The sequence below is a fragment of the Paenibacillus sp. UNC496MF genome, assembly GCF_900113915.1.
GTDB classification, from domain to species: Bacteria; Bacillota; Bacilli; order Paenibacillales; family Paenibacillaceae; genus Paenibacillus_Z; species Paenibacillus_Z artemisiicola.
Genome location: NZ_FORE01000004.1, coordinates 429,718 through 455,068, shown reverse-complemented (window position 1 = coordinate 455,068; position 25,351 = coordinate 429,718). Strand labels below are relative to the sequence as shown.

At 64.8% G+C, this 25,351-nt stretch carries 23 protein-coding genes; 1 reads left to right on the top strand and 22 read right to left on the bottom strand.

Translation table 11 applies throughout. The features are described 5' to 3' along the window. Nucleotides 1-30 precede the first annotated feature (30 nt). From BMZ79_RS02035 to BMZ79_RS01980, 12 genes are all read right to left on the bottom strand, one after another. On the bottom strand, nucleotides 31-918 hold the full coding sequence (locus BMZ79_RS02035) for an FAD binding domain-containing protein (protein ID WP_177221960.1): 888 nt from the start codon (nucleotides 916-918) through the stop codon (nucleotides 31-33). A 47-nt stretch (nucleotides 919-965) separates the two neighbouring features. Further along, complete coding sequence (locus BMZ79_RS02030; RefSeq protein WP_177221958.1) at nucleotides 966-1,604, bottom strand: nucleotidyltransferase family protein; 639 nt, start codon at nucleotides 1,602-1,604, stop codon at nucleotides 966-968. After that, a complete protein-coding gene (locus BMZ79_RS02025) occupies nucleotides 1,552-2,625 on the bottom strand; it encodes an XdhC family protein (RefSeq protein WP_090636104.1) in 1,074 nt (357 codons plus the stop codon). The genes BMZ79_RS02030 and BMZ79_RS02025 overlap by 53 nt, the downstream gene beginning before the upstream one ends. A 207-nt stretch (nucleotides 2,626-2,832) precedes the next feature. Then, nucleotides 2,833-3,195 (bottom strand): hypothetical protein, encoded by a 363-nt coding sequence (locus BMZ79_RS02020; protein ID WP_143088866.1) that lies wholly within the window; start codon nucleotides 3,193-3,195, stop codon nucleotides 2,833-2,835. A gap of 89 nt (nucleotides 3,196-3,284) precedes the next feature. After that, on the bottom strand, nucleotides 3,285-4,580 hold the full coding sequence (locus tag BMZ79_RS02015; protein ID WP_143088865.1) for a DUF4129 domain-containing protein: 1,296 nt from the start codon (nucleotides 4,578-4,580) through the stop codon (nucleotides 3,285-3,287). Next, entirely contained in the window at nucleotides 4,577-5,671 is a 1,095-nt protein-coding gene (locus BMZ79_RS02010; RefSeq protein WP_090636099.1) for a DUF58 domain-containing protein, read from the bottom strand. Before BMZ79_RS02010 ends, BMZ79_RS02015 begins: the two co-directional genes overlap by 4 nt. Nucleotides 5,672-5,698: 27 nt before the next feature. After that, nucleotides 5,699-6,664: an AAA family ATPase gene (locus BMZ79_RS02005; protein ID WP_090636098.1), complete on the bottom strand. Its 966-nt coding sequence runs from the start codon at nucleotides 6,662-6,664 to the stop codon at nucleotides 5,699-5,701. Between the two features lie 83 nt (nucleotides 6,665-6,747). Beyond that, nucleotides 6,748-8,037, bottom strand: a complete 1,290-nt coding sequence (gene serS, locus BMZ79_RS02000; protein WP_090636097.1) for a serine--tRNA ligase — start codon at nucleotides 8,035-8,037, stop codon at nucleotides 6,748-6,750. 301 nt (nucleotides 8,038-8,338) lie between these two features. Beyond that, a complete protein-coding gene (locus tag BMZ79_RS01995) occupies nucleotides 8,339-8,611 on the bottom strand; it encodes a hypothetical protein (RefSeq protein WP_090637076.1) in 273 nt (90 codons plus the stop codon). 216 nt (nucleotides 8,612-8,827) lie between these two features. Then, nucleotides 8,828-10,588 carry an ABC transporter ATP-binding protein gene (locus tag BMZ79_RS01990; protein WP_090636096.1) on the bottom strand — a complete coding sequence of 587 codons (1,761 nt, stop codon included), beginning with the start codon at nucleotides 10,586-10,588 and terminating at the stop codon, nucleotides 8,828-8,830. A gap of 85 nt (nucleotides 10,589-10,673) precedes the next feature. Continuing rightward, nucleotides 10,674-12,419 carry an ABC transporter ATP-binding protein gene (locus BMZ79_RS01985; RefSeq protein WP_090636094.1) on the bottom strand — a complete coding sequence of 582 codons (1,746 nt, stop codon included), beginning with the start codon at nucleotides 12,417-12,419 and terminating at the stop codon, nucleotides 10,674-10,676. Between the two features lie 369 nt (nucleotides 12,420-12,788). Beyond that, on the bottom strand, nucleotides 12,789-13,322 hold the full coding sequence (locus BMZ79_RS01980; RefSeq protein ID WP_090636093.1) for an ADP-heptose synthase: 534 nt from the start codon (nucleotides 13,320-13,322) through the stop codon (nucleotides 12,789-12,791). A 207-nt stretch (nucleotides 13,323-13,529) separates the two neighbouring features. On the opposite strand from BMZ79_RS01980, the gene BMZ79_RS01975 reads away from it, so the two are divergent. After that, nucleotides 13,530-14,525 (top strand): YpdA family putative bacillithiol disulfide reductase, encoded by a 996-nt coding sequence (locus BMZ79_RS01975; protein WP_090637074.1) that lies wholly within the window; start codon nucleotides 13,530-13,532, stop codon nucleotides 14,523-14,525. A 73-nt stretch (nucleotides 14,526-14,598) separates the two neighbouring features. Here the strand turns inward: BMZ79_RS01975 and BMZ79_RS01970 are convergent, their stop codons facing one another. The 10 genes from BMZ79_RS01970 to BMZ79_RS01925 all read right to left on the bottom strand — a co-directional run bounded on the left by BMZ79_RS01970 (nucleotide 14,599) and on the right by BMZ79_RS01925 (nucleotide 25,351). Next, the gene (locus tag BMZ79_RS01970) at nucleotides 14,599-15,138 is read right to left on the bottom strand and encodes a hypothetical protein (protein ID WP_371263616.1); all 540 of its coding nucleotides are present in this window, start codon (nucleotides 15,136-15,138) and stop codon (nucleotides 14,599-14,601) included. A 22-nt stretch (nucleotides 15,139-15,160) separates the two neighbouring features. After that, complete coding sequence (locus tag BMZ79_RS01965; protein WP_090636091.1) at nucleotides 15,161-15,448, bottom strand: hypothetical protein; 288 nt, start codon at nucleotides 15,446-15,448, stop codon at nucleotides 15,161-15,163. A gap of 132 nt (nucleotides 15,449-15,580) precedes the next feature. Further along, the gene (locus tag BMZ79_RS01960) at nucleotides 15,581-17,887 is read right to left on the bottom strand and encodes a thiamine pyrophosphate-dependent enzyme (protein ID WP_090636090.1); all 2,307 of its coding nucleotides are present in this window, start codon (nucleotides 17,885-17,887) and stop codon (nucleotides 15,581-15,583) included. Between the two features lie 42 nt (nucleotides 17,888-17,929). Then, the gene (locus tag BMZ79_RS01955; RefSeq protein ID WP_090636088.1) at nucleotides 17,930-18,940 is read right to left on the bottom strand and encodes a 2-oxoacid:acceptor oxidoreductase family protein; all 1,011 of its coding nucleotides are present in this window, start codon (nucleotides 18,938-18,940) and stop codon (nucleotides 17,930-17,932) included. A gap of 213 nt (nucleotides 18,941-19,153) precedes the next feature. Further along, nucleotides 19,154-20,074 (bottom strand): polysaccharide deacetylase family protein, encoded by a 921-nt coding sequence (locus BMZ79_RS01950; RefSeq protein WP_090636087.1) that lies wholly within the window; start codon nucleotides 20,072-20,074, stop codon nucleotides 19,154-19,156. A 139-nt stretch (nucleotides 20,075-20,213) separates the two neighbouring features. After that, nucleotides 20,214-21,263 (bottom strand): phosphotransferase, encoded by a 1,050-nt coding sequence (locus tag BMZ79_RS01945; protein ID WP_090636085.1) that lies wholly within the window; start codon nucleotides 21,261-21,263, stop codon nucleotides 20,214-20,216. Beyond that, nucleotides 21,260-21,922: an MOSC domain-containing protein gene (locus BMZ79_RS01940; RefSeq protein ID WP_090636083.1), complete on the bottom strand. Its 663-nt coding sequence runs from the start codon at nucleotides 21,920-21,922 to the stop codon at nucleotides 21,260-21,262. The genes BMZ79_RS01945 and BMZ79_RS01940 overlap by 4 nt, the downstream gene beginning before the upstream one ends. Before the next feature lie 289 nt (nucleotides 21,923-22,211). Beyond that, nucleotides 22,212-23,903: an amino acid permease gene (locus BMZ79_RS01935; RefSeq protein ID WP_090636081.1), complete on the bottom strand. Its 1,692-nt coding sequence runs from the start codon at nucleotides 23,901-23,903 to the stop codon at nucleotides 22,212-22,214. A gap of 235 nt (nucleotides 23,904-24,138) precedes the next feature. Next, nucleotides 24,139-24,708, bottom strand: a complete 570-nt coding sequence (locus BMZ79_RS01930) for a response regulator (RefSeq protein WP_090636079.1) — start codon at nucleotides 24,706-24,708, stop codon at nucleotides 24,139-24,141. Nucleotides 24,709-24,733: 25 nt separating this feature from the next. After that, nucleotides 24,734-25,351, bottom strand: a complete 618-nt coding sequence (locus BMZ79_RS01925) for a DUF3298 and DUF4163 domain-containing protein (RefSeq protein ID WP_090636078.1) — start codon at nucleotides 25,349-25,351, stop codon at nucleotides 24,734-24,736.

Below are 25,351 nucleotides of genomic sequence, written 5' to 3'. Positions count from 1 at the left end.
CGATGCCGCATGAAATGGGGGCGGCGCGTCTCAGGCCGGCTCGCTTTCCCGCCATGCCTGCCACAGTCCGGCCGCCAGCACGGCCGCCGTAGTCTGCCTGCGGTACTCGGCGGATACGAATGCGTCTCCGGCGGGCCGCACCTCCGCCAGCAGCTCGTCGTACAGCTGCTCCATCAGCTGCGGGCGCATCGTTTCGCCGAGCAGCAGCGCCTCCGCGGCGGGCAGCCGCTGCGGAAGCATGGCGCCGCCCCCGGCCGCGAGGCGAACGGAACGAATCTCGCCCGCCGGCGTCACCGCGGCGCGGAACGCCGCGGTCGCGACCGAGGGGGTAAACGTCTCCCGCCGGCCGATTTTGCGGTACCCTTCAAGGACGCGCCCGCCGGCGAGCTGCCGCTTCGTATCCTCGGCCTCGCCGCAGGCCGTCTTGATTTGGAGCAGCAGACTCGCGTCCGGCCGTGAGCCGCCTCGCAGGCGTTCCAGCCAATCGGCGAGCTTTTCCGCCGCTTGCACGCGGCCGTCATACCAGAGCAGCTCGGCATCGGCCGCGAGCAGCGCGGGCAGCAAATCGCCCGTCCGGCTCGCGACGTTGCCGCCGACGGTGCCGAGGTTGCGCACCGACGGCGCCGCGACGTGCCGCGCGGCCTCGCGCAGCAGCGGCGCGCAGCGGCCGACGACCGGGTCCAGGCGGGCGGCCGCGAGCGGCGTCATCGCGCCGATCGTCAGCTCCGCGCCTTGGACGAACAGACCCTTGACGCCCGGCACGCCGCCGACGTCGATCAGATGCGCGGGCTTCGCCGCGCCGTTCTCCCACTGCACCGACAGCCAAGTGCCACCGCCGACGTATTGGCCGGCCGCGCCGAAATATTCCTTCAGCCGGACCGCCTCCGCCGCATCGCGCGGCTGCCAAACGACGCTCATAGCTTCTCCTCCTCCCCTAATCGCGAGCGAGCCCGGTCCCCCAAGCCTTATCGCGCTCTGGTCTGCACCTGCGACCAAATCAGCCTCGCCTTCTCCAGCTGCTCTTTCGTGTCGATATCGACGAACGCCCATTCCGCGGCGTAGCGCACGACCTTCCCCCGGAACTCCGTCGATCGGAGCAGCGCCCGCGCGCCGGCGTCTCCCTCCAGCCGGCATAGCCGGTCGAACATGGTTTTGTTGAACAGCGCGGGCGGCGCCGAAACGTCCCCGTAGCCGCTCGCAACGAAGTCCGCGGCCGGATCCTTGCGGAAGACGGACGCCAGCCGTCGAAGCAGCGAGGCCGATACGAACGGCTGGTCGGCCAGCGCGATCAGCACCGCGTCCGGTTCTTCCGGCAGCAGCGCCTGCATCCCCGCCCGGATGGATCGCGACATGCCTTTGTTCGCGTCCTTGCAGGGCGCGATCCGGAACTTCGGCAGCCGGTCGAGGCCGGCAGTGCCGTCGTACAGCCACAGCAGCGGATCCTCCGGCCGGACGACCACGACGATCGGCTGAAAGCCGCTTCGCCTCACCTCGAGCAGCCCGCGGCTGCCGAGCGTCGCGCCGGGCGCGAGCTCGAGCGGCAGCTTCGCTTCACCCATTCGCCGGCTGAAGCCGGCCGCCAAATAAATCGCGCCGATTCTCATGTCGCATCTTCCTTTCTTCGTTCGAGTCGGCCGAGGCATGCCGCTCTTCGATCAATTGAGCCGCGACGCTGACGGCAATCTCCCGCGGACCGTCCGCTGGAAGCGGCAGTCCGGCCGGCGCATGCACGTTCGGCGTCCGTTCGAGTCCCTCGAAAAGCATGCGGATCCGCGTCCGCGAGCCGATAATCCCGATGTAGCGCAGTCCCAGCGGCAGCACGAGCTCGAGCAGGCGGCGCTCCACGTCCAGCCGATGGCTGCACAGCATCAGGTAATCTCCCGCGCCTAGCCGCAGCGCGTCGACGAGCTCGGCCGGGGTACCGACCGCGTCCGCTCGGCCGCGGCGGCTTTCCCGCCAATCCGCCGTCACGGCGCGAAACCCGATGCCTTCCGCAATGTCCGCGATCGCCCGGGCATCCTCGCCGTCCCCGAAGAGCACGAGCCGCGGCTTCGGCGCGATCTTCACGGCCAGCCGCAACCGGTCCGCCCGCTCCGCGGCGTCCGGTCTCGCTGCGTTCGGCCGCGCGTCGGCGAGCTCCCTGCCGCACGAACCAAGCACGCCTACCGTGCCCGCGGAAGCAATGACATCAGACCCGTTGCGGAGCGTATAGGCGACGGCAGCTTCGCCCCACTTCCGCTCCAGCGTCGTTTCGATTCCCTTCGCCAGATAGAGGCCGGCCAGGCCGAGCAGCTGCCGCAGCTCGCCCGCGACGGCTTCCAGCAGCACCATGATCTCGCCGCCGCAGCCCATCGATTCTCCCCAGACGGCGTCCTCCTCCGAACGGAGGTTATACGCCGCGCATGCCGGCTTGCCGGACTCGGCGACCCCCGCGGCTCTCGCCTGCAGATCGTCTTCGAGGCAGCCGGCGCTGACGCTCCCGGCTCTGCCGCCGCCCGGCAGGAACAGCATGGCGGCGCCTTGCTTCCGGTACGCATGGCCGTTGACGCGAACGACGGTGGCCAGCACCGGGACTTCTTCTTCGGGCAATTCGGCGATCAGGTTCAACAAGGCCGCCATATCCATGCCGGGCACCTCCCGCGGTTGCGGATCGCGGCGACGGCCGCGCTCGCTATTGTTTATGTTATATTATATTACGTGAATATCACTTAGTGAATACTTATGTCATGTTAATGTTATATTTACTAACGTATATCCTCCGAACAATGCAAAAAATCCTTCCCGCCGTCCCCTTTCGGACGGCTAGAAGGATTTCGCGGCGGTCGTCGCCGTTTATTGCATGTAATTTTGAGCCATGGTTTGCGTGTAGGCGCCGCTTTGCATCGATCCCGTGACCGTGCCCTGCACCTGCGCCATCGCCTGCTGGATTTTTTGCTGGATTTGCTGGATTTGGCGCTTCTGCGCATCCATCTGCATTTGCAGCTGGTTTTCGGCGAGCTTCAGCTCGTTTTCCACGCCGTACAGCGCTTGGACGATCGCCTGCATATGCTGCGATTTCGGGTCGAGCCCCGCGCTGCGAAGCGCATCCTTCGCGCGCTGCTGCTCTTGTTCCTGCCGCTGCCTGACCTGCTCCTGAAACTGTTCGTACGTCAGCTGCTGGCTGTTGGCCGGCTGACCGGGCATATTGTAATTCATGGACGAACCTCCCTCGGAATGCATCGATGTGCCGCCTTAGGTTTCCCCGACCATGGGTAAATATGTATGCCCGCCTGCCGGCCGCTAGGCTACGGCTTCGATTGGCCCAACCGGGACGCGATCGCCTGCAGCTGGTCGTCGGTTAATTTCCCGCTTCCGTACCGCACCTCTTGATAGTGCCGCACGAGCGTCTCCGCCGCCGCGTCGTCCGCCGGGCCGTCGCCGCTCAGCGCGCGCCGGATTTCCTCCGGAGTCAGGTGGGCCCGGTGCTCGTAGCCGCGCTTGACGGCGCCGCCGACCCAGCGTCTGTACAAATAACGCAGGCGCGATTCGTTGTCCGCGAGGTCCTTCCACCGCAGCCGTTCGTCCTTCGATCGGCCGAACCACTTGAACAATCCGCGCTCCGTCTTCCGGATTCGCTCGACTTCGTCGACGTAGCCGCGCTCCGCGACGCTTCCGTCGCGGTCGAACAGCTTCATGAATTTGCGGCCGAGCGCGCCCAGCCAGCCGGGCAGCCGGTTGACCCGCCGCAGCAGCAGCACCAGCAGCACGAGCAGGAACGCGATGACGATCGCGTACATCAAATGGTCGACCCACGCGGGCATCGTGCGCGTCTTGTCGAGGGGCGGCAGCATGTCCGGCGGCGGCTGCGCGGTCTGCTCGTCCGGCGGCTTCACGTCGCCGCCGCCCCCGCTGAACAGCCCCGCGAGCCACTGCTTGAGCGACTGCCAGGCCGAGCCCAGCAGCGCCTGCAGCTGGTAGCTGGCGGCGACGAGCACGGTGACGGCGATCGCGAAGGCAACGAAAATGCGGTTGTTGCGCCGCACGGACGGCTCGACCGTCGGCTTCGCCGCGCCCGACAGCGTCTCGCGGCCGACCATGCCGCGGTTCGTCAAATAAAGCGCCGCGAACAGCGTGAACAGGCCGGCGCCGAGATAGAGCCCCCGATACCCGTCGATCGTCTCCTTGATGCCGTCCGCGAGCGCTCCGACGAAATACAAGCCTACGCCGACGATGTAATCCTGCGTCGCCAGCCTGGCGTGCAGCGGCCAGCCCGGCAGCCTGGAGCCCCGGAAGACGGCGCAGGCGAGCAGCAGCATGAGGACGATGCTCCCTTTCGCGATGCCGAACAGCGCGTAACCCCCGGCCGCTCCGATGACGGCGGCGATCAGCAGCCGGGGAAAGGCGCGCTTGAACTTCAGCAGCGCGTTCAGCCCGTAGCCGACCGCGTACGCGGCGAGCAGCAGCAGCGCGACGGCGGCGAGCCCGGCCGAACCGGGCGGCGCCAAGACATAGGCGAAGAGCGTGACCGGGAAGAACAGCAGCAGCTCCAGCACGCCGGCGACGATCAAGCTGCCGCCGAGAAGACGCATGTTGTTTCTCATACCGCTTCCGCCTCCCTCTCCGCGATGGGCAGCCAGTCGACCGCGTGACCGTCCCGCCGAAGCCGCGCCATCGCCTCCGCGATGTCGTCGCTGATGAAGGCCGACACGATGACGATGTCGCTGCGCTCTTCCCATTGCGGCGCGAGTTGCTCCACCATCGTATGGAACGGCAGCCGGCGGACGATGGCGAGCTTGGCCAGCTGGCCGAACAAATGGGTCAGATGCTCGCTGCCGCTGCCCCGCTCCACCGTCATCACGTCGTCCGGCGCGTCGATCGAATGGCCGTTGCACGCGAAGGCGGTCTCCAGCCCCTGCTCCGTCGCCAGCTGCAGGATGCCGGCGGCGAGCCGGATCCCCTGCTCGATCAGCGCCGTATCGTTGACCGCCTCCCACATGCCGGCATGGTCTTCGACGTTCAGCAGCACGATCAGGCGAAAGTCCGCGGTGTAGTCGCGGCGGTGCACTTGCAGCTCGCCGGTGCGGGCCGTCGCGCTCCAGTTGACCATCTTGAACGAATCGCCCGGCCGGTACTCCCGCACGCCGCTGATCGCGAACGGATCCTCGACGATCCAGCGCCGCACGGCGATGTCCCCCTGCCAGCTGCGGGACGGCAGCTGAATCAGGCTTCTGTCGGCCGGAAGCGGATAGACGAGCAGCTCCACCTGCAGCGGCACCTTCTTCCAGGCGCTGAACAAGCCGAACAGGTCGCCGAACGTCAGCGAGGCGCTCGTCACCCGGTAGCAGCCGCGATGCGCGGCATGCACGGCATGCCGCCGCGTCAGCTGCTTGTTGCCCATCAGGCTGAACAGGCTCTTATGGTTCTGGAAAAATTCCCCGTTGCTGACGTCGAAGTTGGCGTCGCTCCGGAACTGCAGCCCCGCGTGCAGCATCGATTCCACCCGCAGCCAAGGCACCGGCAAGAGCTTGCCGTTCGCGAGCTTCTCCACCATCTCGACGTCGTCCCCTTCGAAGCAGGCCGCCGTGCTGAACGCGCGCGAATAACTCACCTTGCGCATGCCGAAATACCGGAACAGGTAACGCTGAAGCACGATCACGAGCACCGCGCTCAAAATGTACCATTGTATGCCCATGGATCCCCTCTCCCTTCCGCGGCGGGGTTACGCCCGGCCGACGAGCGGCGCGTCCGCGGGCACGGGGACGGTCGACAGAATGCCGGCGACGACATGCTCGGCGGCGTCCGCGCGCATTCGCTGCACGCTGCGCAGCGAGATCCGGTGCGCGAGGACCGGCACCGCCATCGCCTTGACGTCGTCAGGCAGCACGTGATCCCGGCCCTGGATGGCCGCCCGGGCCTGGCAGGCGCGCAGCAGCGCCTGGCTGCTCCGCGGGCTCGCCCCGAGCACGGCGTCGGGATGCTTGCGCGTGGCTTCGACGATGGCGAGCATGTAGCCGAGCAGCTCGTCCGTCGCCTTCACGCCCGTGTAATGGCGCTTCGCGTCCTCGATCTCGGCGGTGCTGACGACCGGCGCCAGCTGCTCCAGCGGGCTGTCCGCCATGAACCGCTTCATGATCGCGATGCCTTCCTCCGTCGTCGGATAGCCCATTTTCAGCTTGAACAGAAACCGGTCGAGCTGCGCCTCCGGCAGCGGAAACGTCCCCTGCTGCTCCACCGGATTCTGCGTCGCGATGACCAGGAACGGACGGCCCAGCTGATGCGTCGTGCCGTCGATGCTGACCTGGCGCTCCTCCATGCTCTCCAGCAGGCTGGACTGGGTGCGCGGCGTGGCGCGGTTGATCTCGTCCGCCAGCACGATGTTGGCGAACAGCGGGCCCGGCCGGAATTCGAATTCCGCCAGCTTCTGGTTATAGAAATGGATGCCCGTCAAATCCGACGGCAGCAGGTCCGGCGTGAACTGTATCCGTTTGAATTCGCCGTCGATCGACCTCGCCACCGCCTTCGCGAGCAGCGTTTTGCCCGTGCCGGGCACGTCCTCCAGCAGGACATGGCCCGAAGTCAAAATGGCGATGATCAATTGATCCACGATATCTTCTTTCCCGACGATGACTTTGCTGACGTTGGTCCGAATGGCTTGCGCCGTTTGCGCGATGTTTCCCGGATTCATCTCGCCGTGCTCCTCTCGTTACCCATCGAATGGAAGTGCTTACACCAGTAGTATACCTGCATTTCCCTTCGGGGGCCATCCTTTTACGCTTCGGTCTCCGGCCGGAGCGCCTCGATGCCGTACATGTACGGACGAAGCGCCTCCGGTACGCGGACCGAGCCGTCCTCCCGCTGATGATTCTCGAGCAGCGGGATGAGGATGCGCGGCGTGGCGGCCATCGTGTTGTTCAGCGTATACGGATGCCGCAGGCGGCCGTCCTCGTCCCGGTACCGGATGTTCGACCGTCTCGCCTGATAATCGAGAAGCAGCGACGCCGAATGCGTCTCGCCGTAGCCGTCCCGGCTCGGCATCCACGTCTCGATATCGTACTGCTTGTAGTTTTTGGCCGAGAGATCGCCGCCGCAGACGGCCACGACGCGGTACGGCAGCTCCAGCAGCCGCAGCAGCTCCTCGCTGTTCGCCGCCAACCGCTCCAGCCACGCCAAGCCTTCGTCTTGCTCCGCGCGGCACAGGACGACCTGCTCCACCTTCGCGAACTGGTGGACGCGGTACAGCCCGTGCACGTCCCTGCCCGCCGAGCCGACCTCGCTCCGGTAACAGGCGCTTGCCGCGCCGAGCAGCTTCGGCCGGTCCAAGTCGATGACTTCGCCGGCGTAATACGAGACGAGCGGCACTTCCGACGTGCCCGCCAGCCATTTGTCCTCGCCTTGGACCGCGTAGCTCTGATCGCGTCCCGCGGGGAAGAAGCCCGTCGCGAGCATCGTCCCTTCCTTGACGAGCGCCGGCACGTCGAGCAGGTCGAAGCCTTTGCGATGCAGCAGATCGAGCGCCAGCTGCTGAACGGCGCGGTGGAGCAGCAGCCCTCCGTTCTTCAGCACGTACTGGCGGGCGCCGCCGATCTTGACGCCTCTGGCGAGGTCGACGATGCCGAGCGATTCGCCGAGCTCGACATGGCTGCGCGGCCCGAACCCGAACGCCGGCGGCTCCCCGACGCGCCGGATCTCCACGTTGTCCCGGTCGCCGGCGCCGTCCGGCGTATCCGGCGAGATGATGTTCGGCACCTGCAGCATGAGCACCTCGTACAGCCGCTCCGTCTGCCGGAACTGCTCCTCGAGCGCCTTCAGCTTCGCCAACGCCGCCGACGCCGCCCCCTTCTCTTGCTCCGCCTCCGCCTTGCGTCCTTCCCGCAGCAAGCCTTCGATCGCCTTCGAGCTGCGGTTCCGTTCCGCGCGAAGCGCCTCCGTCTCGCGCAGCTGCGCCCGCCGGCGCTCGTCGACCTCGAGCAGCTCCCCGACCGACAGCGCGATCCCTTTCCGATCCGCCGCGCGCTGCACGTCCGCCGCCCGTTCCCGAATAAACCCGATGTCCAACATGTCCGTCACTCCCTGTTTATGGTAAAGGGGATCAAAAAAACGCGTTCCCGTCCCCATGCCATGGGACGAAGAACGCGTTCGCGGTGCCACCCAAATTAGCCGATCTTGCGACCGACTCTCTCGGTTCCGCGGGTAACGGCGCGGTGCCGGACTGCTTGGGGAAGCCGGCCTATGGTGCCGCCCTTCCGTACGCAACGCCTCCGAGTTGGAATCTCATCATCGGCCTGTTTGCCCTATTGCGTTGAAGTATAACAAAAACAACCGCCTTTGCGCAAGGGGCGGCTGCTCGGGAATCCATAAATTAAAGAACGGAAGAAATCAGCTCGTTATCCAGCACTTCGCGCTCGAATTGTTCCACATAGCTCGTCATGCAGTTGCAGTAGTAGTCCCTTCTGCAGATCGGACAAGGCACGGTCAGCAGACGGTTGACGCCGATCAGCTTCCAGTCCGGTTTCTTCGTGAAGATCAATCGGCACTGCGTATTGTCGGACATCGTCACGACGAAATGATAAAGACCCGCTTCCGGATTCATATCAGCCGCCGCAAAATCTTTAATTTTAACGTTGAATTTCATCATCGATCTCCCGTTCCGTGAAATTGAAAATTCTTTGTAAGCTTATATAATTTAGGCCTGAATGTCAATTCATTTATCCAGTGTGCCCCGATCGCCGGCTTGCCAACCAAAGGCGAAAAAGGCAGGCCCTTCCATGCCGGAAGCGGCCTGCCTTTTTGCCGGTTGACGGTCAAGCGCCCGTCTGCATCGCGAGCGATTGCTGCATGTCGTATTGGGTCATGTACAGCTTCTGTACAGCCCGCCCTGCTTCAGCAGTTCGTCGTGCGAGCCCTGCTCCGCGATGCGGCCGTCCTTCACGACGAGAATGACGTCCGCGTCGCGGATGGTCGACAGCCGGTGGGCGATGATGAACGCGGTGCGTCCTTCGAGCACCGTCTGGAGCGCCGCTTGAATGTGCTGCTCCGTCTCGGTGTCGACGCTCGACGTCGCCTCGTCGAGAATAAGGATGCGCGGATCGGACAGCAGCACGCGGCCGAACGCGAGCAGCTGGCGCTGGCCGACGGACAGCTTGGAGCCGCGCTCCTCGACCTGCGTCCCGAAGCCGTCCGGGAACTGCGCGGCGAACTTGTCGATGCGGACGCTCTCCGCTGCCTGCCGCAGCGCTTCGTCCGGGGCGTCCTCGTTGCCGTAGCGCAAGTTGTCCTCGATCGTGCCGGAGAAGATGAAGGAATCCTGCAGCACGATGCCCATCTGCCTGCGGAGCGACTCCAGCGTCACCGCCTTCACGTCCTGGCCGTCGATCAGAATCCGGCCGCCGGTCGCGTCGTAGAAGCGCATGAGCAGGTTGACGATGGTGCTCTTGCCGGCGCCCGTCGGTCCGACGAGCGCGACGCGCTGCCCCGGCCGGATGCGCAGGTTCACGCCGTGCAGGACGTCCGGCTTCTCTTCCCCGTACCGGAACGACACGTCCTCGAACACGACCTCGCCGCGGATCCGTTTCATGTCCTTCGCGTCCTGCCGGTCCTTCACCTCCGGCTCCGTGTCGAGAATTTCGAAGATCCGCTCGGCCGACGCCATGGCGGAGAGCACTTGGCTGTAGACCTTGGAGAGGGCGCTGAGCGGCCCCCAGAACCGCCAAAGGTAATTGATGAACGCCATGATGAAGCCGAGCGTCAAGTCGCCGTCCAGCACCGCTTGCGCGCCGAACCAGAGCACGATGCACGTGCCGATCATGCCGATCATCTCGACCGACGGCCACACCGTCGATTCCAGCGTAATCGCCCGCATGAAGGCGTTTTTGTTGCGCGCGTTCAGCCGTTCGAACCGCCGGTTGTTCTCCTTCTGCCGGGAGAAAGCCTGGATGACGCGGATGCCCTGGATCGTCTCGTTCAGGTTGCCGTTGATGGCGGACATCGTCTTGCGGGAATGCGACCAGGAGCCTTCGATCTTCGGCTGCATCAGGCCGACGATGAGATACAGGAGCGGCAGCGTCACGAAGGACATCAGCGCCAGCTTCCAGTCCATCCACAGCAGGATGGCGACGATGCCGGCCAGGTGGGTGAATTCCATCACCATCGTGATGAGGCCGCCGTTGATCAGCTCTCCGATCGCGTTCGTGTCGTTCGTGATCCGGGACATGATCTTGCCCGCGGGCCGTCCGTCGAAGAACCGGAACGACAGCGTCTGCAGATGGTTGAACAGCTGCTGGCGCAGATCGAACAGGATGCGCTGGCCCGTAAAATTGATCATCTTCGTATGCAGGTAGCCGAGCAGCCAGCCCGCCGCCTTGGAGCCGAGCAGGATGGCGCCGAGAAGATTGATCAACCGGTAATCCCGATTCAGGATGCCGTCGTCGATGATGTACCGCACGAGCAGCGGCTCCGCCAGGCTCAGCGCCATGTTCAGGAGCACGATGACGATGACGGCCGCCATGACGCGGCGATAGGGAAGCACGTAGCGGAACAAACGCTTTAAATACACGCGGTTAAACGGCTTTTCTTCGATCTCTTCGCCGGAATCCCACTCGACCTGGCTCACGCGCGTTGCCCTCCTTCGGTCCGAATCGGTGTCGGACGTGCTCTTGTTGTTTCTGCCCGCCTTTCGTCGTTTACGAATGCCGGCCTCAGCGCGAAGCCGCCGCCTCCTGCATGTCGAACAGGCTGCGGAAGAAGCCTTCCTGCGCGAACAGCTCCTTGTGGGTGCCCTGCTGCGCGATCCGGCCCCGGTCCAGCACGACGATGCGGTCGGCCCGCTTCACCGACGACAGGCGCTGGGCGATGATGAACGTCGTGCGCCCCTTCATCACGTCGAGCAGCTCCTCGTGAATCGCGGATTCCGTCGCCGTATCGACGCTCGCCGTCGCTTCGTCGAGAACGAGGATCGGCGGGTCCATCAAGACCGCCCGGGCGAGCGCGACGCGCTGGCGCTGCCCGCCGGAGAGCCCGACGCCGCGCTCGCCGACGATCGTATCGTAGCCGAACGGCATGCCTTCGATGAAGGCGTGGATCTGCGCCTTGCGCGCGGCCCGCTCGATCTGCTCCTGCGTGGCGTCCGGGACGCCGTACGCGATGTTCTCGCGGATCGTCGCCGAGAAGAGGAACGTCTCCTGCGGCACGATGCCGATCTTCCGGCGCAAGCCGTCGAGCTCGTAATCCTTGACGTTCACGCCGTCGATCCTCAGCGCGCCCCGGCTGACGTCGTAGAAGCGCGACAGCAGCGCGATCAGGCTGCTCTTGCCGGAGCCCGTGGCGCCGAGCACAGCGATCACCTCGCCCTGCTTCACGTCGAGCGAGATGTCTTCGAGCACGCCGGCTTCGCTCTCCGGATCCTGGTCCGCGAAGTGGAACGCGACGCGGTCGAAGACGACGTTGCCCGCGATCCGGTCCGCGCCCACGCTCGAAGCGTTCGCGGCGATCCCGGCCGGCGTATCCAGCACCTCGAAGAAGCGCGGCGCGGCTTTGATCGCCTGCTGCATGACGTTGATCTGCCAGCCGAGCATGTTCAGCGGCCAGATGATGCCCCATGTATACCATTGGAACGCCATGAACGTGCCGAGCGTCATGCCGCCGTTCGCGACGTACAAGGCCCCGAACCAGACCATCGTGACGAACACGACGCCGCCGTAGAAATTCATGAGCGGGAACGCCTTCGCCTCGAGCTTCGCGCGTTCCATGTTCGTCCCGAAGTTATCCTCGTTGCGCGACTCGAACTTGGTCTGCTCGACCTTCTCGCGCGCGAACGCCTTCACGACCCGGATGCCGGAGATGTTCTCCTGCAGCGTCGTCGTGAGTTTGCCCATCTGTTCGCGGACCTGGCCCCAAGCCGGGCCGACTTTCTTGTTGAACCGGTACAGGGCGAGCATCAGCAGCGGAACGGTCGCCATGCTGAGCAGCGTCACCTGCCACTGCATGGCGAGCATGAACCCGATCGTGCCCGCGAAGGTGAGCGCGCCCGTGAACATCGCCATCGCGCCGAAGCCGATGAAGTTCTTGACCGATTCGATGTCGCCCGTCATCCGGGACATCAGCTGGCTCGTCTGCGCTTTGTCGTAATAACCGAAAGACAGCCTTTGGAGGTGGTCGTACATCTGCTCCCGCAGCTTGAAGACGACGTTCTGGCCGACGAGCTCCTGCGATCTCCCCTGCACGAACATCGCGACGCTCTTCGCCACTTGAATGCCGGCGAGCGTCAGCGTGAAGAAGAGAATCTTGTTCCCGCTCCGCGCCGCGATGCCCTCGTCGAACACTTGCTTGAGCAGCCAAGGCGCCGCCAAGTCGACGAACGTGCCGAACACCAGCAGCAGAGCCGAGATCACGACCCATTTCAGGCTCGGGCGCAAATACTTCAACAAGCGTAGCATAACGTTCATCGCCTGCATTCCTCCCTCGATTCGAAGCCGTTCCGGCGGGCGGCAACAAAAAAGGAGACTCCGAGCCTCATGGCTCAAAGTCTCCTGGCGCACGGAGCAGGGGCAGCCGCTCAAGGCTGTCTCATCTCATGCGCGGGAAATCGGGCCGATGGACTGGATTGCCATGCGAAATGCGCGACGCATTCTTCATGAAAATCATAGCCATCGCCCTCCTTATTCGTGGGGTTGCCCGCCTTAAACATCCAAATCTTATCATTCCTTCCAGCATTTCGCAAGAGGGGCGAACGAAAAAAGGCCGCGCCCGGGGGAGGAAGACGTTCGTCACCCCGCCGCCGGCGCAGCCTCCATCGCGTCGCGGCGTTCTTCGCCTTACAGATCGCGGGTCGATTCGAAGTCCGACGCTTCGATCCCCTGTTCGACCGCGAACTCGTAGTCCTCGATATCGTATACCTGAACCGGCACCTCGGCTTCCAGCAGCTTATCCTGGAATTCGAACTGGTCCGACAGCAGCGGCACGCCGAGCTTCATCGACGTGAGCAGCAGCTCGGTCTCGATCGGATCGAAATATTCGCCGTACTGGGCGTTGTCCACCGCGTGCACGACGGTGAACTGCACCGTGTCGTTCAGAAGCAGCGGCGAGCTTTCGCGCCACGGCATTTGCAGCGCCCGCTCGATCTTCTTGCGGTTGAACGGATCTTCGAAGAATCCGATCAGCTCTTGGATTTTGCCTTTTACGTGCTTATCGTCTTCCGGATCGTCCATGACCGGCTCCGGTCCGTCCTTCATATCGTAAAGCTCCATGATCGTCGAATATGGCAAGACAAAATCGACCGGCCGGCTTGGCACGAGCAATTGACCATACGTAGCAACCATTACGGCTTCGATAACGAATCGCCGTCGCATTCTATCTCCCCCTTCAAGCAGCGTTAGCTTATTATACAACAATTTGTTCCTGCGACACAGAGCCAAATGCTTGTATCGCCGTTCCCCGCGGCGGCGGGAGTCGCGGCTCGCGGCCGATAAGGCGCCGCTAGCCCGAGGATGTGTTAAAATAATACGTATTCCCGCAGATGGCTCGAAATGAATAATGGAGTTGATAGAATCATGTTTATGCCTGACGAACAAATCATCATTATCGGCGCGGGGCCGTGCGGCCTTGCCGCCGCCGTCGAGCTTCAGTCGATCGGCCTGTCCCCGCTCGTCATCGAGAAGCGGAACGTCGTGCATTCCATCTCGCAGTACCCGACGTACATGAACTTCTTCAGCACGCCGGCCAACCTGGAGATCGCCGACATCCCCTTCACGACGGCGAACGAGAAACCGTCCCGGCTCGAAGCGCTCAACTATTACCGCAGCATCGCGCTCCGGAAGAACGTTCGGATGCACGCCTACGAAACGGTCACGGCCGTCGAGCCGCAGCCGGACGGCGGCTTCGTCCTGCGCAGCCATGACCGCTACGGCGAAGGCCGGCAGTACCGCGCGGACGCCGTCATCGTCGCGACGGGCTACTTCGATCATCCGAACCTCATCGGCATCCCCGGCGAGGAGCTGGACAAGGTCACCCACTTCTTCCGCGAAGCGCATCCGTACACCGGCATGAAGGTCGCGATCATCGGCGGCAGCAACTCCGCGATCGACGCGGCGCTCGAGCTGGAGCGCGTAGGGGCGGACGTCACCGTCGTCTACCGCGGGGAGACGTATTCGCCGCACATCAAGCCGTGGGTCCGGCCCGGCTTCGAAGGCCTGGTGAACAAAGGGCGGATCGCGATTCGCTTCGCCTCCCGGGTCGTCGAGATCGGACCGCGGACCGTGACGGTCGAGCGCGACGGCGTCCGCGAATCGCTGCCGAACGACTTCGTGCTCGCGCTCACCGGCTTCCGCCCCGACCGCGCGTTCCTGAACGGAATCGGCGTCACGATGGAGGACGAAGGCTATCCGACGTTCGACGACGAGACGATGGAGAGCAACGTGCCCGGCGTTTACCTGGCCGGCGTCGTTGCTTCTCGCCACGAGGCGAACGAGATTTTCATCGAATCCGGGCGGTTCCACGGCCGCAAGATCGCCGCGCACCTGCTCCGGACCGGCAAAATCCGCGCCGGCCGCTAAACGCAAAGGGTTTGATTCCGCCGCAGCCGGATCGCTGCGGGAATCAAACCCTTTTTTTTGGCCGCCGGCCGCGTCACAGGCTCGCGATCGGCTGCAGGCCGTCGGAATCCGCGCCGGTGAGCGTCATCACGGTCGCGATTTTCTGCAGCCGGATATACTCGTTGTTCGCCAGCTCCGTCCGGAAATACGCGAACATGTACGCCGCTTCGAGGAAATCGAGCCCCGGATAAACCGCGATGTTCTGATTGGAATGCGGATTGTCGAGCAGCACCTGCCATTCGCCGTCCCGGTCCGCCGCGGGCACGTCCCGGAACACCTGCGCCTTCGTACGGACGATCCCGTCGTATTCGCGCCAGACGTACGTCCAGGACGGGCTCATCCGGCCCGGTTCTGGAACGGCCTGCTTCGCCCGCTTCAGCAGCTCGGACGCCTGGGCGCATTCCGCCTCCCCGTAGGTCCGCAAATAATGCCGGAACGCGTCCAGAAACCGCCGGAGCGGCGTGAAGCCCGCCTCCCGCAGCGCTTTGCCGAACGCCTCGGTCTCTCCCGCCGCGCGAAGCTCGCGCAGCCTTGCGAAATAATCGTCCTCGTGTGCAGCGTCCATGTCTCTCACGACCTTCCCTCCCGTGCCGGCGCTAGGTTTTGATCACGGCGACCGTCCCGCCCGGCTCGAGCACCAGCCGGCGCCGCCGGTCGTTGTTCAGCTTCACGTTGAACAGCTTGAGCCGCTCCTCCCGGATGTCGAGCGCGTCCCAGCCGCCGTCGTCCTCGTAGCCGGCCTGCGCGAGCGCTGCTTCGGCCTCGCGCTCCGCCGTCTCGTTATCCTCCCACCAAAGGGCGCCAAAATATGCGAATTCATAGACATTTTTCAACATGCCGCAGGCGATTTCGCCCGACGCGCGGTGACGCAGTACGACTGGCATGGCAATGCCGCTCCTTTCCCCGGGCCCGGTCCGCCCGCGCGCCGGCCGGGTCTTCCCGGGGCCGATGCCGGAACGCAAGCAAGGCGCCGGCCCTTTCGAGCCGCGCCTTGTTAACGGCGTGAAGGATCCTTATTACAGATACGCGTTCTCGTGCTTCGCTTTCAGCCGCTGCCACCGGCGTTCCACTTCGTCCTCGAACATCTTCAGCGCTTCGGCGTATTCCGGCCGCGTCATGTGCTTCGTCTTGCCCATGTTCTTGAGCCAGTCGCCGAGCGGAATCCGCTTGCCCTTGTCCTCCGGGTTGAACGTGATGGACGTGATGCCCTCCTCCACCTCGTAGAGCGGGAAGAAGCAGCTGTTCACCGCGTCGTCGATCAGCGTCTGGCCGATCTTCTCCTCGGACAGCCAGTTGAGCGGGCACGTGATGAGGATTTTGCCGTACACGAGACCGACGTTCTGCGCGTAGTACTGCGCCTTGGCCGCTTTGCGGAGCAGATCCTGCGGCAGCGATTCCGAGCCCGTGAAGACGTACGGAATATTCGTGGCCGCCATGATTTGCGCCGTGTCCTTGTGATGGAACAGCTTGCCGCCCTGATGCTTGCCGACGTTCGACGTCGAAGTGCGGTGGCCGAGCGGCGTCGAATACGACAGCTGCGCGCCGGTGTTCATATAGCCTTCGTTATCGTATTCGAGGATGATCATCTTATGGTTGCGCAGCGCGCTGCCGATCGCCGGGCCCATGCCGATGTCCATGCCGCCGTCGCCCGTGATCATGACGAACGTGAAGTCGTCCTTCAGCCCGTACTGGTCCAGCTCGCCGCGGCGCTTGCGCTCCCAGAACATTTCGACGACGCCGGACAGCGTGGCCGCTCCGTTCTGGAACAGGTTGTGGATATACGTCGCCTTGTGCGAGGAATACGGAAAGCCCGTCGTGACGACCATCGCGCAGCCCGTCTGGTAGAGCGCCACGATATCGCCCTCGATGCCCTTGAAGAACAGCTCGAGCCCCGAGAAAATGCCGCAGCCCGGGCATGCGCCGTGCCCCGGCGCGAGCCGCTTCGGCTTCTTCGTCAGCTGACGGACCGGCGGCACCTTCACCTTGAGCTTGCCGCTCGTGGCGTCGCGGTCGACGGTGATCAGACCCGTCTTCAGATCCTCGTACTTCAGCGGCTCCAGGACGCGCTTCGGCGCTTTGGCCGGATCGCCGGGCGTATGGCCCCAATAATCGAACGGCACGTCGACCTTGCCCGTATTCGCCGCTTCGATCGCAAGCTCGAACAGATGGTGGCCGTCCTCGGCGTAGAAGTCTTTGCCCCCGAGTCCGTAAATGCGGCTAACGACGAGCGTGTCCTTGGCGCCGTGCGTGAACAGCGCCGCCTTGATCTCGTTCGTCATGTTGCCCCCGTGCCCGCCGTAGGAATCGGCGCGGTCGCCGATCGTGACGGCCTTGACGCCGCGCAGCGCCTCGGCGATCTGCTTCGCCGGGAACGGGCGGATCATGTTCGGCGCGATGGAGCCGGCCTTGATGCCCTTGACGCGCAGCTGGTCGACGACGTCCTTGATGATCTCGGAAGCCGAGTTCATCAGGAACACCGCCACCTCGGCGTCGTCCATCCGGTACAGGTCGAGGATCGGGTAATCGCGTCCCGTCAGCGCGGCGTATTCTTGACGGATGCGGTCGTAGACGTCCGCCGCCTTGTACATGGCCATGGACTGCTGGTAGCAGTTGTTGATATAGTCCGGCTCGTTCATGTACGGGCCGACCGTGATCGGATTGTTGCGGTCGAGGACGTGCTTGAAGCCGTCCGGCGCATGCTCGCCGATGAAGGCGTGCACGTCGGCCCGGTGCGCGAACGTCTGCACGCGGCGCTTCTGGTGGGACGTGAAGTAGCCGTCGGACGCGACGAGCACCGGCAGCCGGACCTCCGGATCCTCGGCCAGCTTGAGCGCCATGATGTTCATGTCGTACACCGCTTGCGGGTCGCGGCACATCAGGATCGGCCAGCCGGTGTTGAGCGCGAAATACAAATCGGAGTGGTCCCCGTGAATGTCGAGCGGCCCCGAAACGGACCGGCAAACGAGGTTCATGACCATCGGGAAGCGCGTGCCGGATTGGACCGGCATCTGCTCCAGCATATAGAGGTAACCGTTGGAGCTCGTCGCGTTGAAGACGCGTCCGCCCGCGGCCGACGCCCCGTAGCAGATGCCCGCGGAGCCGTGCTCGCCGTCCGCCGGGATCAGCTTGATGTCGTGCTGGCCGTTCGCCTTCATGAGGTCGAGGAACTGCGCGACCTCCGTCGAAGGCGAGATCGGGAAGTAGCCCATGACGTGGTAGTTGATTTGATGCGCCGCGTAAGCGGCCATTTCGTTGCCCGATTCGTACACCATCCGCTGCTCGACCGTGCCCGTGCTCACTTCTTTATTGATTTCAATGGCCATTTCGAAGCTCCTCTCTTTCGTGCGCGGTGCCGCGCCACGACGTTAATTCGCTGCTGCCCATTCGAATCTGTGCGGTACCCGGTGCTCGTCGCCGTAGCCGTCCGTTTCGCGCTCCGAGGCGAGCGCTTCGGTCGGACAGGCGACGACGCATTTCAAACAGCCCTTGCAATATTGATAGTCGATCCCCTGCAGGAACATCTGCGGCCGGCCTTTCTTGTCCGGCAGCTCCTCCCAGACGAAGCAAAAATCCGGGCAGGCCGTGTCGCAGGCCGCGCAGTGGATGCACTTCTCTTCGTCGAAATGCGGCATCATGCCCTGCCGCGAGATGCTGAGGTCCTTCAGCACGCTGTTGCCCGGATTGACGATCATTCCGCCGATCGGCTGCGTCGCGTAGCCGAGCGCCGGCACGTCCCACCGCGTCGGCTCCGGCATCGCGACGCCTTCCGGCAGCGCGAACGTCTGGAACCGAACCTCGTCGTAGCCGCGCTGGAACGTGCGCAGCGCGGGGTCGACCGCCTGCGGGTATTTCTTCTCCAGCGACTTGCGGATAATGCCCTTCATATGCTCGAAATCGAGAAAATCGCACAGCCGGAACAGCCCGCCGAGCATTGCCATGTTGACGCGGTTGTTCTCCTCGAGCGCGATTCCCGTCGCGTCGACGACCGCCAGAGTGCCGCCGGCCAGCTTGATCTTGTCCTTCAGCTGCTCCGGCGTCTTGGAGGAATTGACCAGCACGACGCTGTCCTCGTAGATGCCGCTGATGACGTCGATCGTCTTCGACAGGTTCTCGTGGAACACGCCGACGATGTGCGGGCGCTCCACCGGCGTCGTGTCGCGGATATTCGTGTCGATGTCGCAAAACCGGATATGCGCTTTGACCGGCGAACCCTTCTTCTCCGAACCGTACGAGGAAAAGCTGACTCCGTTGAAACCGCTTCCAACAACACCCGCCTCGGCCAGCATTTTGCCTGCCAGGTTTGCCCCCAGGCCGCCGATCGACTCCAAACGAATTTCAAAGAATCCAAGTTCATTCTGCTTTGGAAGTATTGCCACTTGCTCCACTCCCTTTCCGAATTAACTGAAAACTTTTTATATTCACAACAGTCAGTATAACACTAGAACCCCCCACCGAATAGCGGTTTTTTCCAAAACAGGGAGCCCAAAACACTGCTACAGCCGATTTGTCCGACGTACTGTGCTAGTACAGCTCGTCCGTTTTGCCGCAACAAGGCTGGAACAGCGGGTTCCGCCTTGCCGCGCCGCCCGTTACGGCGCGCTGCGCCTGCGCTGGTACTGTCTCAGTTCGCGCCACCCGATCCGCGCGATTCCTTCCCTGCTCATCGCATCCTGCACCTCGGGATCGCGGAAGACGTCCAGCTCCATGCCCCTGCGGTACGGCTCGCCGTGGAAGGCGACGAGCTCGTCGGTGACGAACGACGGATGGATGATGAGCTCCGTCACGCCCGGCTTCAGCCGCTTGAGCAGCGCGATCATCCCCGCCTTGAACTGAGCGTACGTCTCGCCCGGCGCCGACCGGAACGGCATGCCGACGAGGTAATCGAGCACGAGCACGCCTTTGCGCGCGGCGGCCTCCGCCTGCTTCATGGCCAAGCCCCCCAGCTCGGGCGGCGCCGGCATGCCGCTCTCGAGCAGCAAGTAGCGGGGCAGCCGGAACGGCAGGCCGTAGTGCGCGCACGCCTCGAACGTCTCGCTTAGGAAATCCCGGCCCGTCTGCAGCCCGTACAGGCTGCCCATATGGTTGTCGGCATGCGTCACGTCGACGCCCAGCGTCAGCGCCATTTCGATCTGGGCGACGATTTCCTGCTTGACCTGCGCGGCGTCGGCGCGCCGCTCGAACGCCTTGGCGTCCTTGTAAAAATACCCCTCCGCCGTCGTCATCGACTGGGTCGGACCGCCGCGGTAGACCGGCCCCCACTTCAAGGCGTCCCATTCGCTCGTGAACGTCAGGTGGACCCCGACGTCCAGGCGGCCGCGGGCGGCGCTCCACTGCGCCGCTTCCCGGGCCCACGCGCAGGGCATCATGATCGTGGCGGACGAGACCGCGCGCTCCTCCAGCAGCTTCTGGATGCCGAGATTGGTCGAATGGCATACGCCGTAATCGTCTGCGTTAATGATCAAAAGGCGGTCGTTCGGACCGTATCCGAGCTGCTCGGCCGTGCTTTTCATCGATTGCGTTCCCCTCCTGCTGCGCCTGCGGACGCGGTGGCATTACGAACCCATCATGGCATGTATATGACGAGAGCCCGGCGGTTCATGCCCCTTTCGGGGACGAACCGCCGGGCTTTGCCCGCGTCGTTCCTTTCGGTCAAACGGCGGCCTTCCGCGTGAGCGCGTTCCGAAACAGCGCCAGCAGCCGCTCCCGACGGCGTTCGACCCAGCCGCATGCGAAGGAGACGCGTTCGATTTCCCGGAGCCATACTTGCTCCGGATCCAGGCCTTCCGCGAGACGGACCGCGAAATGCAGCCAGACGTCGATCATGCGCAGCTGCATCAAGTCCGGCAGCAGCGCGATCTCTTCGGGTTCGAGGGGAAGTTTCTCGCCGTAGCCGGCGCAGAACAGCTCCATCCGCCGGACGGCACGCTCTTCGTCCCCGCACGGAAATTCGGCCAGCACGACGGCGAGCTCCATCGCCCGGACGTCGACCGTGCAGAATTCGAAATCGAGCAGCCCGACGATCGCGTCGCCCTCCGCCAGCGCGTTCGAAAACACGATGTCGCCGTGGATCCACTGATGCGGAAGCCGTTTGACGCGATCGATTAACGCCGTTGACCGCGTGCGCAGCGCGTGCAGCGACGCCACGGCTTCCGCCCGTTCCGCAAGCGCCGGCGAACGCCGGCACAGCGCCATGAGCATCGCCTCGTCCGCGGCGGCATGCGTCGCTTCGAAGTCGTAATACGGCTTGTACGCCGGCTCCAGCCCGGCTTGCGGGCCGTACGCCGCGAACGCCCGCGTCAATTCGCCGGCCGCGCGGCCCAAGCCCGCGACGTGGGCGGGATTGGCCGGCGTCGGCCGGCTGCCTGCGATGTAGCCGAACAGCGCGGCCAGCTTGCCGTCCGGCGCCTCGGCGATCGTCGAGCCGTCCCGGCCCGCGACGGGCGACGGCACGCGAAAGGAAAGGCCCGCATGCTGCAGCGCCGCCAACAGCCCGTGCTCGATGCGGACGATCGCGCGGTCCCGGTGATTGTCGTACACGCGGAGCACGTAGCGGTCGTTAGCGGCATAAACCATCCGCGTCGTGTTGTTCATGCCGCTCTCTTCCTTGGCGATCCGCAGCGGCTCGGCGAGCGGATACCGGCCCGCGACGGCGGCGAAATACGCGTCCGCCCCGGACGCCGCGGCACGCGCTTCCGTCATGCCGGCGCCCCGTCCAGCTTGGCCAGCCGCTTGGCCAGCGTCTGACGCCAGCTCTCGGAGAGCTCGGGCAGCGCGAGCAGCCTCGCGATGCCGTCCCGGTCCTTTTGGTCGCGGTGCATGACGCGGTTCGCCTCCGCGACCGTAACTCCGGCGTCGCTGCGGTGCCGCAGCACGAGCCGGTCGCCCTGCGCGACGTCGCCTTCCTCGAGCACGCGGAAGTAAAAGCCCGTATAGCCGCTTTCCTGCACGTCCAGCTGCAGCGACGGAAGACCGTGCTTCATGCCGAGCTTGTAGCACGGCTGCCGCGGCTGGCTGACCTGCAGCAGCGCCCCGCCGGCTTCGACGACGTCCCCGATGCAGAGCGACGTCTCCGTCAGCGCGGATACGGTGAAGTTTTCGCCGAAATCGCCGGCTCCCGCGGGTCTCCCCCAACGTTCCGTCCAATACGGGAAATGGACGGCGCTGTAGACGCAGACCGCCTTGTCCGGTCCGCCGTGAAAGACGAGATCGCCCTGCGCGTCGCCGGTCAGTCCCGCGGCGCCCAGACGCAGCGCGCCGGCGAACGGCTTCTTGTTGATGCCCGTGACGACTTCCTTGTTGCCGAACGGCACGGTTTCGAGCAGCGAGACGTTCAACGACAGCAATGTTCCGAGTTCCATTTTCGACCTCCAGCCTAGCATGCGTTAACGAAATTATACGCGCAGCCCGGGAGGTTGGCAATCCTTCCGGCGTCGGCGCGGCAGCGGAGCCGGCACGAACAGGCAGAATGTTACAGTCCGTGTCGAAAGTCCGCCGATCGTGTTGCTTTCTGCGCTTCCCCGGGAAATGACGGTCTGCTAGCCGCGTATATTTCCCCGGTCATCCGCGCGTCATTTCCCGCGCTTCCAAGCGCGTCCGAGCGCGCTCGGCCACTTCCCGTCCGGGCATCGCAGGCGCTGGTCCGATCCGTTATTGCGGGAATTTTCTTTCAATTCTGATACATTCTTCGATCGACTTTCGGCTGAAGCGCATCGACCCGACGATTTTGAGCGGCGATTTGCGCCGCAGCGCGCGATGCCGGCGCTCGATGCCGATCGCCGTCGCCAACAGGACGGCCGCCGCGGTCAGCAGCGCGGCCGGCTTCAGGAGGCAGACGGCCGTCAAGCCGGTTCCCGCGAGCCAGCACGCCGTCGCCGCGTCGACGGCGGCGCCGTATTTTCCGAGTTCCCACGGCCCCTTGAGCCTGGAGCGCTTCCGCGTCCCCGCGGCGCCTTGCCCGCGCAGCGTTTCCTTCAGCCGGCCGCCGATCGGCAGGACGTAGGCCGCATGCATGGCCGCGATGCCGGCCAGCACGAGCTGCGGCAGCAGCAGCGGCAGCGCGTCGCGCGGCACCGCCAGGGCGAACGCCAGGGCGGGCAAGCCGGCGCCCGCCGCGGCCGCCAGCGTCGCCCAGACCGGCCAGCGGTGCCGCATGGACACGGCGGCCAGCTTCGCCGCGAACGGCGCCGATTCGTCGCGCGCCATGGCGAAGAGCGTCTTCGAAACGGAGGCCAGCGTCGTCGTTCCGCCCGCCCAGACGACTGCCGCGGCCAGCGCGAAGAACAGCGCGGCGGCGGCGGATCCGAGCCGCTCCCACGCGCCGACGAGCCAATCGCCGACCGCGGCCTGCGGGACCGGGCCGCCCGCGCCGTTCCGGGCGTGCATGGCGATGAACGCGAACAGCACGAAGCCGAGCAGCGCGAGCGCCGCGGCGGACAGGAAGACCGACCACGGCACGGTGACGCGCGGGTCGTTCGTCTCTTCCCCCGCCTGCGCCCCTTCGCCCAGGCCGAGGAACAGCCGCTGCAGCAGCACGAAGCCGAGCAGCGCCGGGGCCAGCCCGCCCCCCTCTCCCGCCGGGCTCAAGTCCGCCGCCGTCAGGCCAAGCGCCTGAAACGGATCGTCTCCGTGCCAGACTTGGGCCGCCAGCAGCGCGACGATCGCGACCGGCAGCAGCAGCTGGACGGCCGCGGACCACGCCAGCACGCGCCCGAAGCCGCGCATCGCCCGCGCGGCCACGGCCGCCTGCGACGCGAAGAGCCCCGTCAGCACCGTATAATATAGGCCCGCGCCGCCGGTCGAGCCGAAGAGCCGTTCGATCGTCCGGCAGCTCCAATCCGCGAGCCACACGTTCGTTGTAATCAACAGCAGCGCCGATCCGGCGGTATGCAGCCAGCCGGACCACAGCCCGGCCCGCCGGCCGCTGGCGGCCAGCGCCCAATGGTAGCAGCCGCCGGCCGTCGGCACCGCCGATGCGTACGCGGCGACCGAGCATGCCGTCAGCAGGCCGAACAAGCCGACGATCGGCCAGCCGACGCCGATGACCGCGGGCCCGCCGGCCGCGATCGCGGGACCGAGCAGAAACAGAGCGCCCCCGATAAGCGGCAGCGACGAGAACGCGAGGCCGAAGGACGACGGGGCGCCCATATGCCGGGTGAGCTGCTGGGCGATGCCCAGTCCGTTCAGCTCGTGTTTGTCCCGCATGTAACGGACGTAGGCGCCATGGCTTCGCAGCGGCCGGTGCAGCGACAGCTTCGCGCCGCGCTCGGCGACGCGCGCCAAAAAGAAGGCCAGTCCGCATACCGCGGCGAACAACGCGCATCCGATCCAAAGCAGCAGCATGCCGACACCTCCTAATTGACTCTATGAAGCGGCCCGTTCGGTCAGCACGCCGCCGGAGCATTTCCCCGCAAACATTTCCCCGCCAATGAAAAACCGCCGGCTGCGCGCAGCCGGCGGACGAACGTGGGTCGTTATGAGGCTAAGGACTAGGGTTTATAAACTCAACCGCTTGATAAAGACGCTTGATGCAGGCGCTTGATTCGGACTTAGAGGAAATGCCCGGTTGCCGCACCGTTCAGGAAAATTCGCCGGCGTCGATGCCCGCGTCGTTCGCGCCTCCCAGCACGTGGCGTTTCACTTGCTGCAGGTCGAACGGCTTCATGAAGCACGCGCCGATCCCCAGCCGCTCGGCCTCGGCCAATTGCTCGGGGCTCCCGTAGCCCGTCATCAGCGACACCGGCACGCGGTCGTCCAGGCGCCTGATGGCTCTTAACGCTTCGATGCCGTCCATGTCCGGCAGCTTCAGGTCGAGCAGGACGTGATCGATGCCGCCCGACCGCACCGCGTCGATCGCGGATGCGCCGTTCAGCGCCTGGCTGACCGTCGCGCCTTCCCGTTCGAACAGTTCGGCGAGCATCGTCCGGATCAGCGGCTGATCGTCGACGATGAGCACGCGGCGGACGCCGCCGGCCGGCTCGCCCGAAGCCCCGATTTCCCGCCCGGACGTTTCCGGAGGCTTCGGGCGGCGCGGGTCCGCGGCGCCGCGATTCGCGATGGCCGGCTTGTTCCGCTCGTCCCTCCGGCGCCGAGCGGCGAACAGAAGGATGCCTAGCAGGACGAGCAGCGATACGAGAACATACACCATGGGAACCGGGAACCCCTTCTACACGTTAATCGTTCGCGTCCATCCGTCCGAGCGGCCCGTTCGGATTGACGATGTCGCTCACATCATACACCGAAATCGGAAAATAGGGAAATCCGAAAGCGTAAGGCGTGATTTCGTAAAGCGCGAAATAGATGACCAAGGCGCGGTCCGCGATGTAAAAAGGCTGATCCGGCCGAATCGACTTGAACGGCTCGAACGTCTCGATCTGCCGCTCCGCGATTTGGGCCCGGACCAAGTCGGACAGCCGCTTCACGTAATCGCTTCCCGGCTTGAACAGCTCGGCGAGCGTGAACGCTTTGCCCGTCGCCGCGTCGAAGGAAAGCGATTCCTGAAGCGTCAGGCCGTGCGCCCCGCCGGTGTAGGCGTAATTGAAAAGCGAGAGGCTGAGCACGTTTTTTTCGTTCGTCTTGATTTCGAAATAGCCGATCATCTCCGCCCGCGGATCGGAAAGCGAGCCTTGGTCTTGGACCAGCTGCCGCTCGGACTGGCGGATCTTGTTGTTGATCGCGGTCTGCGCGGCCGGCTGCCGGAGCCCGCTCACGACGGGCACGTAAAGCTCCGCCTTCGGAAACGCGACCCGCGAGGACTGCACGATGGCCGGCTGCTGGAATTGAAACGCCAT

Excerpts from the sequence above, each read along its gene's own strand:
- BMZ79_RS02035 (WP_177221960.1), bottom strand. The coding sequence starts at position 918 with ATGAGCGTCGTTTGGCAGCCGCGCGATGCGGCGGAGGCGGTCCGGCTG.
- BMZ79_RS02030 (WP_177221958.1), bottom strand. The coding sequence starts at position 1,604 with ATGAGAATCGGCGCGATTTATTTGGCGGCCGGCTTCAGCCGGCGAATG.
- BMZ79_RS02025 (WP_090636104.1), bottom strand. The coding sequence starts at position 2,625 with ATGGATATGGCGGCCTTGTTGAACCTGATCGCCGAATTGCCCGAAGAA.
- BMZ79_RS02020 (WP_143088866.1), bottom strand. The coding sequence starts at position 3,195 with ATGAATTACAATATGCCCGGTCAGCCGGCCAACAGCCAGCAGCTGACG.
- BMZ79_RS02015 (WP_143088865.1), bottom strand. The coding sequence starts at position 4,580 with ATGAGAAACAACATGCGTCTTCTCGGCGGCAGCTTGATCGTCGCCGGC.
- BMZ79_RS02010 (WP_090636099.1), bottom strand. The coding sequence starts at position 5,671 with ATGGGCATACAATGGTACATTTTGAGCGCGGTGCTCGTGATCGTGCTT.
- BMZ79_RS02005 (WP_090636098.1), bottom strand. The coding sequence starts at position 6,664 with ATGAATCCGGGAAACATCGCGCAAACGGCGCAAGCCATTCGGACCAAC.
- serS (WP_090636097.1), bottom strand. The coding sequence starts at position 8,037 with ATGTTGGACATCGGGTTTATTCGGGAACGGGCGGCGGACGTGCAGCGC.
- BMZ79_RS01995 (WP_090637076.1), bottom strand. The coding sequence starts at position 8,611 with ATGAAATTCAACGTTAAAATTAAAGATTTTGCGGCGGCTGATATGAAT.
- BMZ79_RS01985 (WP_090636094.1), bottom strand. The coding sequence starts at position 12,419 with ATGAACGTTATGCTACGCTTGTTGAAGTATTTGCGCCCGAGCCTGAAA.
- BMZ79_RS01980 (WP_090636093.1), bottom strand. The coding sequence starts at position 13,322 with ATGCGACGGCGATTCGTTATCGAAGCCGTAATGGTTGCTACGTATGGT.
- BMZ79_RS01975 (WP_090637074.1), top strand. The coding sequence starts at position 13,530 with ATGCCTGACGAACAAATCATCATTATCGGCGCGGGGCCGTGCGGCCTT.
- BMZ79_RS01965 (WP_090636091.1), bottom strand. The coding sequence starts at position 15,448 with ATGCCAGTCGTACTGCGTCACCGCGCGTCGGGCGAAATCGCCTGCGGC.
- BMZ79_RS01960 (WP_090636090.1), bottom strand. The coding sequence starts at position 17,887 with ATGGCCATTGAAATCAATAAAGAAGTGAGCACGGGCACGGTCGAGCAG.
- BMZ79_RS01950 (WP_090636087.1), bottom strand. The coding sequence starts at position 20,074 with ATGAAAAGCACGGCCGAGCAGCTCGGATACGGTCCGAACGACCGCCTT.
- BMZ79_RS01945 (WP_090636085.1), bottom strand. The coding sequence starts at position 21,263 with ATGACGGAAGCGCGTGCCGCGGCGTCCGGGGCGGACGCGTATTTCGCC.
- BMZ79_RS01940 (WP_090636083.1), bottom strand. The coding sequence starts at position 21,922 with ATGGAACTCGGAACATTGCTGTCGTTGAACGTCTCGCTGCTCGAAACC.
- BMZ79_RS01935 (WP_090636081.1), bottom strand. The coding sequence starts at position 23,903 with ATGCTGCTGCTTTGGATCGGATGCGCGTTGTTCGCCGCGGTATGCGGA.
- BMZ79_RS01930 (WP_090636079.1), bottom strand. The coding sequence starts at position 24,708 with ATGGTGTATGTTCTCGTATCGCTGCTCGTCCTGCTAGGCATCCTTCTG.
- BMZ79_RS01925 (WP_090636078.1), bottom strand. The coding sequence starts at position 25,351 with ATGGCGTTTCAATTCCAGCAGCCGGCCATCGTGCAGTCCTCGCGGGTC.